The organism is Mucilaginibacter sp. OAE612, assembly GCF_041806395.1.
Taxonomy (GTDB): Bacteria; Bacteroidota; Bacteroidia; order Sphingobacteriales; family Sphingobacteriaceae; genus Mucilaginibacter; species Mucilaginibacter rubeus.
Window position 1 is genome coordinate 4,043,414 of record NZ_JBGMUW010000001.1, and the last position, 14,886, is coordinate 4,058,299.

A 14,886-nucleotide genomic window follows, 5' to 3' on the forward strand; every position below is an offset into this window, starting at 1 on the left:
CTGTACATTTATGAAAAAGTGCCATCTGTTTATACTGCTGCTATTCTTTGCAAAACCAGCTCTTGCACAAACAAGCGACTTTGACGAGTTGCCCTTGCCGGTATTAAGAGAGAAACTTTCCTTAAGCGCCAACGATACGAATAAAGTCAAGTTACAACTGGCCTTAGGGCATCTAATGTTTTTGAAGGCGACCAGCGGAGAAAAGGACATTGATTCGGCGGGATCTTTTTCGGCTCAGGCAGCCGCGCTCAGCCATAAGCTCAACTATGAGTTTGGTATAATCAATGCGATGCTGTTGAGTACCGAAACATGCTATCACCGGGGAAAAAAGGAAGAAGGGTTGGCAATCGCTAAAACAGCGCTTTCCTTTTCCAAAATGCATCATAACAGTAATGGCGAGGGACGATCCTATCATCTGATAGCGCAATACTACACACCTGCTGATTCCGTGTCCCTTCGGAACAGGATATTTTACATGAACCAGGCCATAGCCGCATTCCGGAAAAACCGCAACAACCTCTGGCTTTCCTATTTGCTGACCCAAAATGCGGACCTGTTAGCTCAGGCGGGACGAACTACCGAAGGACTTAAATTACTGTTCGAAGCTTTAAACCTCGGAAAAGCTGTAAGCCGAAGGACCGTCGAGGGGATTTACTGGAATATCGGCAGAATATCCATACGCATAGGGGACCATACCAATGCCTTAAAATATAACCTGTTGGCACTCAAAACTGCGCATGAGGTCAATGATACGACCATACAGGCTGTTTGGATAAAGCATCTGATTGCTTCAACCTATATCAAAGCGGAAGATTACGAACGCGCTATCCCGTATTCTATTGAAGCTTTGGAGACGGCAAAACGTTATCATGAAGCAGACTTCGTTAATACGGAATCTTCAGTGCTTGCTTTTGAATACACACATACGAACAGGCTGTCCAAAGCTTTATCCATACTTAATGAAATGAAAAGCAAGGCCGGCAGCGATCTGGATAAACTTTCTGTAAGCGTGGCTTTTCTCAATACGCTGATTTATGCAAAGCAACTTTCACAAGCTGGCCGGTACGCACAGGAAGTAAAAAAACTGCTCTCAGGAATTCCATCTGATAACAACACGGCGAAAATGGACGCCTATAATGCGCTTGCATCCTATTACTCGGAAATCAATCACTTCAAACAAGCTTATCATTACGCGGAATTATATGCCGTAATGGCCCACAAGTTCAATCATATGGAAGATATCACCGTGGATGAAGGCCGGTATTACAAGTTGGTTAAATTGAACCGCAATACAAAGTCCGTTATCGGACAGTTTTTTAAAGAGCAGGAAATCAGAGATTCCGCTTATAATAAAGTAAAAGCTTATCAGATATTCCTGCTGGATATGGAAAATGAATCCCTCGAAAAAAACAGGCATATCGATTCGCTGACCATAGATGCACAATTGAAGGCGGTCAAGCTGAAGCGCAACCAGCTTATTCAGAAGGTCACTTTCTGCGGAGCTGTGCTGCTGCTGATTATTACGGGTCTGATCTACAGCCGCTATCGGCTGAAGCAACGCAGCAATGCTTTGCTGACCTCGCAAAAAGAAGAAATTGACCATAAGAATAATATCCTTCAACAACTGATCGTAGATAAAAACGAGCTCCTGAAGGATAAGGATGAATTGCTGCAAGAAAAAGAGTTACTGTTTAGAGAGGTTAACCACCGGGTAAAAAACAACCTGCAGTCCGTCATGTTATTATTGGAAAACCAGGCAGCGAGTCTCGAAGGAGAAGCTTTTGATGCCGTAAACATCAGCCGGCACCGCATTTATGCGATGTCGCTGGTACATGATAAACTGATCGAATCATCCCAGTTAACATCGATTAATATGGGCCTGTTCCTCCCACAACTGGTGGGGCATATTAAAGATACTTTTCAAGGAGCCACCCAGGTTAATGTCAGGGTAAGGGCAGAAGAATTGATCATCGATGTTTCCCTGGCGCTGCCATTGGCCCTTATTGTCAACGAAGCGGTAACCAATGCTTTTAAATATGCATTCCCGGATCAAAAAAATGGAGAGATCTATGTGGCATTTGCAAGGGTTAAGGAACAATACAGGTTGGAAATCGCCGATAACGGTAAGGGTATGAACACCCAGGAAAAAACAAAGAAGAACAGCGGCATGGGCTTAAAACTGATCCACGGTTTGTGCGAGGACATCGATGCCAGGGTCACCTTTCAAAATACTTCAGGAACCAGAATCATCGTGGTTTGCAACAACGAAACCCCTCAGGAAGAAATCAACCTCGACATTGCACTAAATCACTTGCCGGATTTGGATATAAATTAATCCGGAACAAATGCATCTCTGCAGTGTTTATATCACTATTGCGGTAACGAGATCTACTTCAACTGACGCTATGCCGCTGAGATTAAAAGTGCCGTGGTACGACCAGGCAAAAGTTCAGGAGACCGACGCCGAATTTGATCCGCTAACGCAGCAATCATTTGTTCCGGAGGATGTGTTTAACGGCCTGATATCTATGAACGCTAGTTCCCGCTAAAATCCCCCGACCTTATTTTATTTATGTCAACTTTCAGCACAACCGCATTTAGCCCGCCTGCGATTAGCCAATCACAATTTACGGGCTGAACACGCTGGATTATCACGTAAAGGAAACCTATCCCAACCAAACCGAAAGGGGCCAGCGGGCTAAACTTTAACGCTGTACGATATCACATGGATAACCGATGGCCAGCCAGCTGGCCCGGTCAGCGCCAACTTATTTTAAAGACCGTGCCCCTGTAGATAAGAATAAAGCGTGGATGAACCATTGCCCACACTGTAACCATGTTATACGTAATGAATTATTGTACGGTTGGGAAGGCTATTTCCTCCACGAACTAACAAAAAAGGAATTTAATGAAAGGACCATTGAGGCCCCCCAACGGCATTTTTTTCCGCTGCTCACACGGCCATACGCTCGAAGCGCAGATCATTTCGGATAAATCATATCAGAAAAATAAATAACACAGCAACGGCCGTGGTTTTGAGCGGTGCAGGTACGGCTTCAGCCGCCTGCGCCGGCGCAGCGTACCCAAAACGGCGGCGGTTGCGTCGGCGATAATAGCGGGTGAACCGCAGCGGCTGGCGCGCCAGCGCGCAGCGCGAAGGTGAACTGGCTTTTACCGCAGCAAAACCAATTATAAATTTCCCAATCGCTGTAACTTTTCGGCAATCGCCCGCAACAGGCCCACATCCGGCTGCACATCAGCCGGCGCAGCTAATAGCCGGTACTGCCCTTCTTTATCCGGCTCAAAAACATAAGATACATCATTGATCGATACAACTATCCGGTAGGTATAGCCGAAACGCTGAAAAGCGGCCGGGAACTCCAGCGGCTTGTTCTGATAAGTGATTTCTAAAGTGAACGGCTCGTTCATTGCACTTTCAATTGATCCTTACTCGTCACCACGATCTCCGGCTTGCCCTTATAGTCGATCACCTTACAGCAGGCGAAGCATTGATCATTAATTCAGGGAATACCGGAATTCCAAAGGCGTATCATAGGCGAAGATAAGCAAATTGAATGCTGATTACTATATTGACGAATGTCGCGCATGACAAATTCAGATTGCCGGTACAAACAATGAGGCCGGAACGGTCCGGAACAGCCGAAATTTTGGTATGGAGCGAAGTGTAAATGGCGCGTGAAACGGCATTGAGATCGTCAAGACAAACATTTTGCTGCCGAAAATGTTGGTGGTTTGATGTCTTTTTCTACCGCCAATCTGCTTCAGGTCCTTTCGCGCTCCGCCAATGCGACCGCCGTTTACAGCGGCGAAGATATTGTCATTGAATTTGCCAACAGCGCCATGCTGGCCTTTTGGGGAAAAGATGAGCGCATTATTGGTCAACCATTAGAAGAAGGCGTGCCTGAGCTTAAGGGCAAACCATTGAAGGCCATGCTCCAGGAGGTCATGTGCACCGGTATCACCGATGAGGGCGTTATTCCGGCAGAGACCCTGATCGGTGGTGAACTGGTCAGCCGCCAGTACGCGTACCAGTACCTGGCGGTCGATCTGCCGGAGGGACAGCAACGGCTGATCCTGCACACGGCGTCGGATGTTACCGATAAACTGCGGGGCGAACAGGCCCTGCGCGACATTGACGTCCAGCTTGATGCGCTCAGCCGTGAACAGCAATTGAATGAGAAGCTGGCATCGACCAATGAAGAACTCGCTCAGGCGCAGGCCACTTTGGCGCGCCTGAATGCCGAACTGGAACAAAAAGTGCAGGCGCGGACGACTGCCCTGGCAGCCAGCGAAGCGGAATTGCAGGCCCTGAATGAAGAACTGATCTCGATCAATGAAGAGTTGACGGCAACAAATGACGACCTGCGGAATACCCAGGCCCGCCTGCAGGAGGCGGTTACTGACCTTGAGATCAGCGAACATAGATTGCGCAGCGTGGTGGCCAGCGCACCCTTCCCGATCGGCGTTTATACCGGCCGGGAGATGCGCATTGAACTGGCCAACCAGTCGATCATGGACGTCTGGGGTAAAGGCAATGATGTTTCCGGTAAAACTTATGCCGAGGTCCTCCCGGAACTGGCCGGAACAGGTATCTACGAGCAACTTGATGGCGTATTTACCACCGGAGTCCCCTTTCACACACGCGCGCAGCGGGTGGACCTGGTCGTGGACGGCCGCTTACAACCCTTCTACTTCAATTACAGTTTTACGCCCCTGTTCGACCAGCAAGGCCGCATTTACGGCGTGATGAACACGGCGGCCGAAGTCACCGATATGGTCCTGGCGCGCCAACAAGTGGAACAAAGCGAACGTAACCTGCATAACATGATCCTGCAGGCGCCGGTCGCGATGTGCATTATGTTGGGCCCGGAACACGTGATCAGCGTGGCCAACCCGCTGATCATTGAATTGTGGGGCAAGCCCGAAGCGGGGGTCATGAACAAGCCGATCTTCGAGGCTTTGCCGGATGCCCGCGGCCAGGGCCTGGAGCAGGTACTGGCAGACGTCTATCAAAATGGCGAAACCTTCCGGGCCAGCGAAATGCCCGTCCACCTGCTGCGCAAAGGTCGGCCCGAGACCGTATATCAAAACTTTGTTTACGAACCCTACCGCAATGCTAACGGCGAGGTGCTGGGCGTAATCGCCATCACCATTGATGTCACCGAACAGGTCCTGGCGCGCCTGCAGAGCGAAGAGAACGAGCGCCGCTTCCGCTTCCTGCTGGATGCCATGCCGCAACAAGTCTGGACCGCCCGTGCCGATGGCACCTTGAATTACGTTAACGAGGTCGTTACCACTGATTTTGCAGAAAGCGCCGAAGCGATCGTAGGCCAGGGCTGGCAGGCTTTTGTGCACCCGGACGACCTGCCCGGCGCGCTTTCCAGGTGGAAGCGTTCGCTGCAATCCCGCCGCGAATACCTGACCGAATATCGCCTGCGCTTCGCCGATGGTAATTATTACTGGCACCTCACCCGGGCGATACCGATGGTCAAGGATGACACTGTGACCTTCTGGCTGGGCACCAATACGAACATCGACCAGCAAAAGGCCAATGAGCAGCGCAAGGACGAATTCATCAGCATCGCCAGCCACGAGCTGAAAACGCCGCTCACCACGATCAAGGCCTTTTTCCAGTTAAGTAAACGCGATACCGGTGCACCAGGTAAACTCAACCCATTTGTCGGTAAAGCGGAGCGGCAGATCGAACGCCTTGGCCGGCTGATCGAGGACCTGCTGGATGTCTCCAAGATCAATGCCGGAAAGATGGTCTACAATAAGGAAGCCTTCGATTTTGGTAAGCTCCTGGCCGACACGGCGGAAAGCGTGCAGCAAACAGCGCCGGGACACCACATCGAACTAGAGAACGACTGTAAAATCGACTATCACGGCGACCAGCACCGTTTGGAACAGGTACTCATCAACCTGCTGAACAATGCGATCAAGTATTCGCCGGGAGCTGACCGGATCATCGTACGCTGTGAACTGGAGAACCGGAATATCATTGTATCCGTGCAGGATTTCGGTATCGGGATCGCGGGGGAACACCTGAAAGGTTTATTTGACCGCTTTTACCGGGTCGATAATTCATCGGCACGTTTCCAGGGTTTGGGCCTCGGCCTGTTCATTGCCAACGAGATCGTTAAAAGGCACGGCGGCAGCTTCTGGATCGAAAGCGAACCCGGTAAAGGCTCCACCTTCTTCTTTTTATTGCCGCTCAATGGCCGTCAGGAATTTTACGATACCGACGGTGACGGTCAGACCTTTTACAGCGGTAGTTTCATCGATATGAAATATGTCCCTGAAGCCGGTTATCTGGATGTGGACTGGCAGGGCTACCAAAACTATGAGTCGGTCGTGAAAGGCTGCGAGGTCATGCTGGACCTGCTGAAAAAGAATGATTGCCGCTGGGTACTCAATGACAACACCCATGTCAAAGGCAACTGGTCGGAAGCATCCGACTGGGGCGCTGAATACTGGTTCCCCGCCATGGCCGAGGCCGGCCTGAAAAGGTTCGCCTGGATCTATTCGCCCAGCACCTTCAGCCGCATCGCAGCCAACAAAAGCCTGCCCTCTGAATACGATGCGGTACAGGTCGCTTTCTTTGATGATAAAGCCGAAGCTTTAAAATGGTTAGTTAAAAGCTAAAAGACAACCTGAGCGGATAAGCGCAACCAGAAAACCCTATGGAATGATATTTATTAATTATTTAAACGAACAAAATCATATACCTATGAGCACAAGAGGATCAAAAGTGGAACGCCATTCCGTATCGAAACAGTCCCACGAACTAAAGTATGAAGCCCGCAAAACGGGCACCAGCACCAAAGAAGTGGAAGCCGCTAAAAAATCAGCCGGTTCCAACCAGCGCAAAGCCGTAGAGAAAAAGCTGAAATAAGCGATAGCCGATACTTTAATTATTCAAAGAGCTCCGGACCGGGGCTTTTTTGTCTAAACGATTTCCGATGAATAAAGCGCAGTCCCCAGCCTGCATTGGATGGCCTCGCTTGGCTGTATCGAGATCAACCCCTGGTTCAGCCGCGTCGATTCACCCGGCTACCCCGATTTCTGCGTCATCGACCTCGACCCCGATAAGCAGCATTTCGACCAGGTGATCAGCGCCGCACTGGAAGTCAAAAAAGTGCTGGATGCCGTCGGCGTCAGGGCTTACCCCAAAACGTCCGGCTCGACGGGTATGCACATCTACATCCCGCTCGGCGCAAAATACACTTACGACCAGTCCGAAATGTTCGCCAGGATCATTGTGACACAGGTGCACAAGCAAATCCCGGAATACACCAGCCTCGAACGGATGGTCAAAAACCGCGGCGGCAAGATGTACCTGGATTTTTTACAAAACCGGTCGGACGCGACCATAGCCGGCGTTTACTCCCTGTGGCCCAAACCCGGCGTCACCGTTTCCATGCCACTGGATTGGGAGGAAGTAAAGCCCGGCCTGACCATGCGCCACTTTACCATTCATAACGCCATTCCAAGGCTTAAAGAAACCGACGACCTCTTCAAAGGCGTGTTAGGCGTGGGTATCGACTTGTCACAAACCATTCAAAAAGCACAAAGCATCTTTTAAAACCGTTATGAACGCTTCAGATCTCCGCAGTTTGTATTTAGCCTATCTCGATTGCCTGAACAGCCGAAGGCTGGAAAATTTAGGCGCTTTTGTACATCAACAGCTCACCTACGATGGAACGGACATGGCATTAAATGATTACCGGGAGGTGCTTGTACACAACATAAGCGATATACCGAATCTATATTTCAAGGCCGAGCTTATCGTGGCCGGAGACAACCATATAGCCAGCCGGTTGCTGTTCGATTGTACACCGGCTGGCCGGTTTATGGATATCCCGGTCAATGACCCGAGAGTTCTATTTTCAGAACACGTATTTTACAGGCTTCGCGACGATAAAATCAGCGAGGTCTGGTCGCTGATCGATAAAGACGCGATCCGCGAGCAGGCCTTTTCAACAAATACCATAAAGTATATTGTAGCCCGCAGACCGCCCTCAAACAATCTGCTCCTGGTCTTGGTTTATTGGACATGCGTATCGTTACACTTGAAGAACACCTCTCGTTTCCGGAAATGGCCGGCCAGATACCTACGGAAAAACTAGGTGGGTTTGGTCAAAACGAAAGAATGAAACAGCTGGTACCCAAACTGGCGGATATCACCGGGGACCGTTTAACATCCATGGATGCCAATGGCATCAGCATGCAGATATTATCGGTGGACAGTTCGGGCGCCAACCTGCTGGCCGAAGATACAGGCCCGGCATTTGCCATGCAGTATAATGATTTGATCGCAGAAAGGATCAGGGGTTATGAAACGCGGTTCAACGCGTTTGCCCATTTGCCGATGACTGCGCCGGCTGCCGCCGCCGATGAACTGGAGCGAACAGTAAAAGAACATCATTTCCGGGGTGCCATGATCCGCGGGCTGACGGAAGACCAGTTCCTGGACCATCCCAGGTTCTCCCCCATACTGGAACGCGCCGAAAAATTGGAGGTACCTATCTATCTGCATCCCGGTCTGCCGCCTAAAGGCGTCGCAGATATTTATTACAGCGGCCTGCCCAATCATGCTGGCATAGCGGAAGCCCTCGCTGCCTATGGCTGGGGCTGGCATGCTGAAACCGCGCTCCACATCCTGCGCCTGGTTTATGCCGGCATCTTCGATCAATACCCCAAATTGCAAATCATCATCGGTCATATGGGTGAAATGCTGCCTTTCCAGATGGCCAGGTCAGAGCGGGCCTTTCAGCCAGGCGCGGGCGGCGCCAACCAGCGCAAGCTAAGTGATACCCTGCGCCAGCAGGTTCATATCACCACCAGCGGCTTCTTTACCCTGCCACCCCTACAAATCGCGCTGGATACTTTCGGCATCGACAACCTGATGTTTTCCATAGATTACCCCTTCAGTACCAACGAGCAAGGTATGGAATTTTTTCGCCGGATCGATCTGCCCGATGCCGACCTGTCCAAACTCGCCCACGGCAATGCCGACAGGTTATTAAAATTAAACACCTGAGCCAGCGATCGTGTATACCTCTTGCCCAAACACCAAACCATCAAGAAAATGAAACAAGGACTCATGATCGATATGGACGGCGTGATCTACGCCGGCGAAGAACTCATCAAAGATGCGGACCGCTTTGTCGCGCGGATCCTCAAAGAAAAGATCGATTTTATTTTCCTGTCGAACAACAGTTCGCGATCCCGCCGGGAAGCCGTCGAAAAACTGGAAAACGTGGGCGTCAAAGGAATCACTGAAGATCACATTTATACCAGCGCCATGGCAACCGCCGCCTTCCTGAAAGACGAATTTCCCGGCTGCAGCGCCTATGTGCTGGGCGAGGGCGGCCTGCTCAAAAGCCTGGAACATGCCGGGATCAGGCTGGTCGACAGACAACCCGACTTTGTCATTTTGGGCGAGGGACATCAATTCGATCTGAAGATGGTGCACAAAGCCGTGGATATGATTATCGCCGGTGCAAGGTTCATCACCACAAACCGAGATCCCTCACCGCGCAGGGAAGGCTGGAACAACCTCGGTATCGCAGCTACGGCCGCCATGATCGAGGAAGGCAGCGGCCGTCATGCATTTGTGATCGGGAAACCCAGCCCCGTCATGATGCGCTATGCCAGCGCTTACATGGGACTCTCCCCTGAACAGACCACCGTGCTGGGTGATACCATGGAAACCGATATCAAAGCAGGCATCTATATGGGCTATAAAACCATATTGGTTTTGTCAGGCATTGCGGATAAAGATCAGCTCAACCATTATGGCTACAAACCAAGCCTCGTGGTGGATGCGGTCAAGGATATCCGGTTCCCGCTCGACTGGTGGAAGTAATGCAACTAATCGCTGATCGGCGCCTTCCCGGATCAATCATTCCGGCGACGGGAAACCAATCTTTATTCCTGTTGTTGTCCTTTAAAAAGGAGGAGCTATGCCCTGGTATAACGGCGACTACCCGCCATCTTATAAGAACCAACCCAAATACCTGCGCGATAAAGCGGTCGAGATCGCGAACGAAGTGTTAAAGTCTACCGGTAACGAAGGCGAGGCTATCGCCACCGGGCTGTCGCATGCGCGCAAACATTTTGAGGAACACCCGGAAGAAGTGCCCAAAGAAGAAGCAAAACAATGAACGGTCTGCACTGGTTTCCGGACGCGCAGCAGCGAAATTACGCGACCGCATTAGCCGGGACCCGTGGCGGCCGGAAATGCAGGCACTGGATGTGGCATATCTTTCCGCAGGTCGCCGGTCTTGGAACGCGCGCACATTAAGCACGGGATCAATCCAGACCCCGACGGACCGAAGTGAATAAATTTCCTTCGCAACCATCCCTGTCTTCAGAAAACCTGAAGATTACCTTACGTAAAAACCACTGGGGGAATAATGGAACAACCGGCATTATTTGCGGAGGCGGGACAAAGCAAGGGGCCTGCCCACCAATTTTTTGGAATATTTTCCGGGTTTGTTCAGCCCGGGGAGCGTGATGACCTCCTGCAAAAGTTCATGGCAACGGCACCCTCGAAACAGACAGTACAAAATATGTATGACAAAGAGGTGCTGACGCCGCGGCTGCGAAATAACCATAGCAGCGCTGAGCTTATTCTTGATCGAAATCAAATGCCGTAGTGTGAAGCGCGATCAGGCGTACCAGCCCGAAATCTCTATGACCCGCCGCACGTTTATTCAAGAGGTAGCGACAGTGTTATTGCACACTTGGAAACCAGCATTCCCAGGGGCAAAAAACACCTGTTACAAACGATCAGGGCACTAATGACGAATGCAAAACCGGTTATATCAAAATTTGATCTCGATCAACCGACACTACCCCCACCCTGCCTAACTTTGATAGCAGCAAGCGCCGGCGAACAGTACCGGCGCTACGACAATCTTATAAAAATCAGGAAAAAATTAGGAAACCTCCGCGACCATCTTTTAAAATATGGATATGGAAAACAAGGACCTGGCACATTACCCCTTTGACTGGCTTGATGAAGTAATCGGCAAAGACCTCAACCCGCAACATCCGGCTGGATCCCGGATTAAACAGGAGGAACTAACAGGCTGGCAGCACCGACTCCGGTCAGAAACCAGCAGCGTCTGGAAAAACCTGAAATCACAAGCTTTTTCTTTACTCAGTTCCAAAAAGGTAAGTACCATGTTGACGCATTACCAGGACTGCTTAGAGGAACTCAAACGGCAGGCCATGGTCAACATGGCCGCTTACCCGGAAGACGATCCGCTCAATGCCTTTTGCGGGCAGGTCCTTATTGAGCTCGGGCAGTTACAAACGCAATTCCAACGGCGATACGCCCGTTATCTTACTGATTGTCCTCCAACTAACTCCGTCCGGCATGCCGGTACAACCGAAAGAACACCCCCCGTTTACAAAGTGACATGCAGGCTTAGCGTAGATCAAATCGCCATTATACTCAAGGCGGCAGATGATACCAGGCTGCTGACCGCAAGGTCCTTCAGTCTCGTACTGCGCAGTATAACGCCGTATCTTTCCACCGAAAGGATGCAGGATTTCTCCTGGAAAAGCGCCAGGAGCAGCACGATGAAAATGGAAGACAGGGACAAACAGGTGGCCACGGCCGCGCTGGAGCAACTGATCAAACGAATCAAAAACTATTGAGAGCGCCATAAAGCGGCTGGTTTCTTTTCTGCGACAGCACTGTTGAAGATCATATCATTTACATTCCTTGTCTTACGCTTTTCCCACAGCAACCGACCGGGCGATAGCGCAGGAAGAAACGTCAAGGGCAAACAAATACTGACATGCCTGCATCCGCGCAACTTGCTGAAGCTAAGAAGTATCCGTAGGCGCTTGCCCCAGTCTGCACGATAACGCCGATAAATTTGTTTGAGCGGTTAAAAAAAAACCATAATTTAAGCCGCTTGTTATGGTACACCTTTTATGCAACAGCCTTGAATGTAATGATCACACCTTCGGAACCCCGAACGACGCCTCAGACCGCTGCAAAACCGGGTTGATTATCCTGTTGTTAAAAAGCATGACTCGCTCCATGATCAAAGACAGCCAATGCAGCTTACCGGGGGCGCAGAATGATGGGGTATCCCGCGGGCCGGTTACCGCCCTAACTCAGTTGTAATGCTGCAATGAGTATATGACCACTATAGAAAACGAGAGCTATCGTATCGCCCCGCTGGGGGCAAGCGACCTGCAACAATATGAGGAGCTGGCCGGGGAAATCTATCAGTTGCTTTCTGATGAACTTACCCTGCAATTCCTGCCAGAAAAAAAGCTGGGTTCCGTAGCAGCGGCAAAAAGCTGGCTGAACACCGCCCTCCTGAACTTTCATTCCGGCCGCAACCAGGTACATCTGATCCGGTCAAAAGGGACGGGCACCCTTATGGGTATTATTGACCTGATACCGCCGTGTGTAGCCCGGGACCATTACCGCTTAACAAAATATCCGTATTTTATTGAATTTTATCTGAAAAGCAGCGCCAGGGGCAATGCATTGATGTCGCGTTTATTGCCAAAGGTCGCAGCGCATCTCCGAAACGAGGGCATAGACGAGCTTGCCGCGGTGGTCAACAGGCAAAACCTGGCGGCGCATAAAGTACTGAAACGTTCGGGCTTCCGGCTTCAGGGAAAGTTTGATGCGCTCCAGGATATTTACCTGTTTTAAATTGCCCGGCAACTTGAAGTACTTTTTCCCCCGGGGAGCCTGGATGGCAAATTACCTGCCACATGATATATGATAGATACGCCCCGGGGCACCGTATCATTTCACTTATTTTTATAATAATTATTTATTATAAAATATAATTTATTAACTTCAACTTATTATCTGTTAATCAAAAGCTAAATCCTGTAATATCCGACGGTTTGATCTTAATCAAATTATTATGGATAATATTGACCAGCCGACAGCACTTGACATGCTTTTCCAGATCCTGACCATGATCGCGCCCTTATCGGGTGCACTGCGGAAACGGTTTGAAGATTTTATCATCACCAGGCAATACAAGAAAAAACACCTGCTCCTGCGTGAAGGCGAGATTTCCCGGCGGATCTATTTTATCGCCGAAGGTTCCGCCCGCGCCTATCACCTGGACCGCGAAGGTCGGGAACACACGACCTGGTTCATGAGCAAATATGACCTGATGATCTCAGTTTATAGCTTCTATACCCAGCAACCCGCTGCCGAGTATATCGAACTCCTCGAAGATTCCACGCTTTTGTCGATGACTTGGGACCAGCTGCAGATCATATATGCCGAGTTCCCCGAATATAATTTCCATGGCCGGCTCGTTACCGAAAAGTATTACATCATGGCCGAGGAGCGCGCCATTTTACTGCGTAACAAACAACCCGCCGAACGCTATAAACTGCTGCTGCAAAAACAGCCCGATATCACCCAGCACGCCTCTTTGGGCCAGATCGCTTCCTTTCTCGGCATCACGCTCGAGACCCTTAGCCGGATCCGCGCCAGGAGAGATATTTGATTTAAATCAAATTATTCCCCGGAACAATATCCCAATTTTGTTCAGACATCACCGCAATATGAAAACAAAAACAAGCTACTTCACCTTGTTGCTGTTCCTCTTATTAGCCTGCCGGAAAGAAACCCGGCGACCGGAGGAAACAACCACAGCAACGGCAAGCCTCAGCCTTGAGCAAGTCAAAGCAAGTCAAACTGATACCAGGCGTCATCTCTATTGGGATAAAGCCATCTATATCGCTGCCAAGCCTAACCCCTACTGGCTGGTCGGTTTCCCCGGAAGGCCCCGCTTCGACTCCCTCGGCCTTGGCTACCGGTCCATGACATTTTATAAAAACAAAGACGGAAAAATAAACAGCCGGATCCTGGAGATCATCCCCGATGTGATCTATCTCCAGCGTAAAAAGCAGATCAGCCAGGCAGATTTCACCGGGAGAGTGTTTACCTACGATTCCACCTACCGCTTGTTGTACGGCAGGATCTACGTTACCGGCAAACTCGCCGGGGAGATCAAACCGGCAAACTCCGCAGCAAAGCCCGTTAAAGCCGACAGGCTCGAACCCGTGGTAACCTGCGGCTGGACCGATAATAATTATGTCGACGGCGATGGAAACGCGGTCATCTATTCCGAAAGGCTCTGCGCAGTTAACTTCCTGGACATGGGAAGCGGTGACGGCCCGGGGAGCCCAGACCCATTCAGCGGACAGCCTGCTGCACCTACGGCCGGCGGAGGCGCAGCCCCGGCTTCCGCACCGGAGCCCTCTAATCTCCCGGACGAAAATAAAAATGGGATCAATCCCAAAGATTTTATGAAATGCTTTCAAAATATGCCGGACAACGGTGCGATCATGAAAATCACCATATACGTTCAGGAACCCTGGCCCGGCACCACCTTCAATGTAGGCCCAAACAGCGTGGGCCATACCGCCATCAGCCTGACCAAAAGCAATGGCCGTACAAGCATTACTCAGACCGTCGGCTTTTACCCCGACGCCAGCGGCCTCGATAAAATGCATGCCCCATCCAAAATCGTCGACAACGGCGGCGACCTCGAATACAATGTGAGCATCACTTACCAGGTCACGGCCGAAAACTTCAACAGGATCGTCAATTACATCAGTAACCCGCCCGCCACGTACGACATCACTGAATTCAACTGCACCAGTTTTGTTAACAGTGCCTGCCTGGCTGGCAACGTCATAATCCCCAACCCTTTTGCTTATTCATCCCTATACCCCGCCCACCCGGTACCCGCGCCCGCAGCGCTCGGCAGCAGTATCGCGCAACAAAAAGGCGATCCAAATGTCAATACTACGGGTGGAAATACTCCTTTTAGTAAAGGGCCATGTAATTAA

The 14,886-nt window shown here is 50.5% G+C and carries 17 protein-coding genes; 16 read left to right on the top strand and 1 reads right to left on the bottom strand.

Translation table 11 applies throughout. The features are described 5' to 3' along the window. Positions 1-10 precede the first annotated feature (10 nt). The gene (locus ABID99_RS16840) at positions 11-2,335 is read left to right on the top strand and encodes a histidine kinase dimerization/phosphoacceptor domain -containing protein (RefSeq protein ID WP_373614431.1); all 2,325 of its coding nucleotides are present in this window, start codon (positions 11-13) and stop codon (positions 2,333-2,335) included. A gap of 70 nt (positions 2,336-2,405) precedes the next feature. Continuing rightward, positions 2,406-2,549, top strand: a complete 144-nt coding sequence (locus ABID99_RS16845) for a hypothetical protein (RefSeq protein ID WP_373614432.1) — start codon at positions 2,406-2,408, stop codon at positions 2,547-2,549. 640 nt (positions 2,550-3,189) lie between these two features. On the opposite strand, the gene ABID99_RS16850 is transcribed toward ABID99_RS16845, so the two are convergent. Further along, on the bottom strand, positions 3,190-3,429 hold the full coding sequence (locus ABID99_RS16850; RefSeq protein WP_373614434.1) for a hypothetical protein: 240 nt from the start codon (positions 3,427-3,429) through the stop codon (positions 3,190-3,192). Positions 3,430-3,756: 327 nt separating this feature from the next. Between ABID99_RS16850 and ABID99_RS16855 the strand changes: the two genes are divergently transcribed. From ABID99_RS16855 to ABID99_RS16920, 14 genes are all read left to right on the top strand, one after another. Beyond that, the gene (locus ABID99_RS16855; protein WP_373614435.1) at positions 3,757-6,666 is read left to right on the top strand and encodes a PAS domain-containing protein; all 2,910 of its coding nucleotides are present in this window, start codon (positions 3,757-3,759) and stop codon (positions 6,664-6,666) included. An 85-nt stretch (positions 6,667-6,751) separates the two neighbouring features. After that, entirely contained in the window at positions 6,752-6,916 is a 165-nt protein-coding gene (locus tag ABID99_RS16860) for a DUF3606 domain-containing protein (protein ID WP_373614437.1), read from the top strand. 90 nt (positions 6,917-7,006) lie between these two features. Continuing rightward, positions 7,007-7,606 (top strand): DNA polymerase domain-containing protein, encoded by a 600-nt coding sequence (locus ABID99_RS16865; protein WP_373615912.1) that lies wholly within the window; start codon positions 7,007-7,009, stop codon positions 7,604-7,606. 7 nt (positions 7,607-7,613) lie between these two features. Next, the gene (locus ABID99_RS16870) at positions 7,614-8,150 is read left to right on the top strand and encodes an ester cyclase (protein WP_373614438.1); all 537 of its coding nucleotides are present in this window, start codon (positions 7,614-7,616) and stop codon (positions 8,148-8,150) included. 23 nt (positions 8,151-8,173) lie between these two features. Continuing rightward, positions 8,174-9,064, top strand: coding sequence for an amidohydrolase family protein (locus ABID99_RS16875; protein ID WP_373614439.1), 891 nt, complete (start codon positions 8,174-8,176; stop codon positions 9,062-9,064). A gap of 48 nt (positions 9,065-9,112) precedes the next feature. Continuing rightward, the gene (locus ABID99_RS16880; protein ID WP_373614440.1) at positions 9,113-9,892 is read left to right on the top strand and encodes an HAD-IIA family hydrolase; all 780 of its coding nucleotides are present in this window, start codon (positions 9,113-9,115) and stop codon (positions 9,890-9,892) included. Between the two features lie 97 nt (positions 9,893-9,989). After that, positions 9,990-10,190 (top strand): hypothetical protein, encoded by a 201-nt coding sequence (locus ABID99_RS16885; protein WP_176628256.1) that lies wholly within the window; start codon positions 9,990-9,992, stop codon positions 10,188-10,190. Further along, positions 10,187-10,330: a DUF1810 family protein gene (locus ABID99_RS16890; protein WP_373614441.1), complete on the top strand. Its 144-nt coding sequence runs from the start codon at positions 10,187-10,189 to the stop codon at positions 10,328-10,330. The genes ABID99_RS16885 and ABID99_RS16890 overlap by 4 nt, the downstream gene beginning before the upstream one ends. 112 nt (positions 10,331-10,442) lie before the next feature. Next, positions 10,443-10,685, top strand: coding sequence for a hypothetical protein (locus ABID99_RS16895; RefSeq protein WP_176628254.1), 243 nt, complete (start codon positions 10,443-10,445; stop codon positions 10,683-10,685). Between the two features lie 319 nt (positions 10,686-11,004). Further along, complete coding sequence (locus tag ABID99_RS16900) at positions 11,005-11,694, top strand: hypothetical protein (RefSeq protein WP_373614442.1); 690 nt, start codon at positions 11,005-11,007, stop codon at positions 11,692-11,694. A 268-nt stretch (positions 11,695-11,962) separates the two neighbouring features. After that, entirely contained in the window at positions 11,963-12,172 is a 210-nt protein-coding gene (locus ABID99_RS16905) for a hypothetical protein (RefSeq protein WP_373614443.1), read from the top strand. Between the two features lie 15 nt (positions 12,173-12,187). After that, positions 12,188-12,715, top strand: a complete 528-nt coding sequence (locus ABID99_RS16910; protein WP_176628251.1) for a GNAT family N-acetyltransferase — start codon at positions 12,188-12,190, stop codon at positions 12,713-12,715. A 220-nt stretch (positions 12,716-12,935) separates the two neighbouring features. Continuing rightward, the gene (locus ABID99_RS16915) at positions 12,936-13,535 is read left to right on the top strand and encodes a Crp/Fnr family transcriptional regulator (RefSeq protein ID WP_255485421.1); all 600 of its coding nucleotides are present in this window, start codon (positions 12,936-12,938) and stop codon (positions 13,533-13,535) included. Positions 13,536-13,572: 37 nt separating this feature from the next. Continuing rightward, the gene (locus ABID99_RS16920; RefSeq protein WP_373614444.1) at positions 13,573-14,886 is read left to right on the top strand and encodes a hypothetical protein; all 1,314 of its coding nucleotides are present in this window, start codon (positions 13,573-13,575) and stop codon (positions 14,884-14,886) included.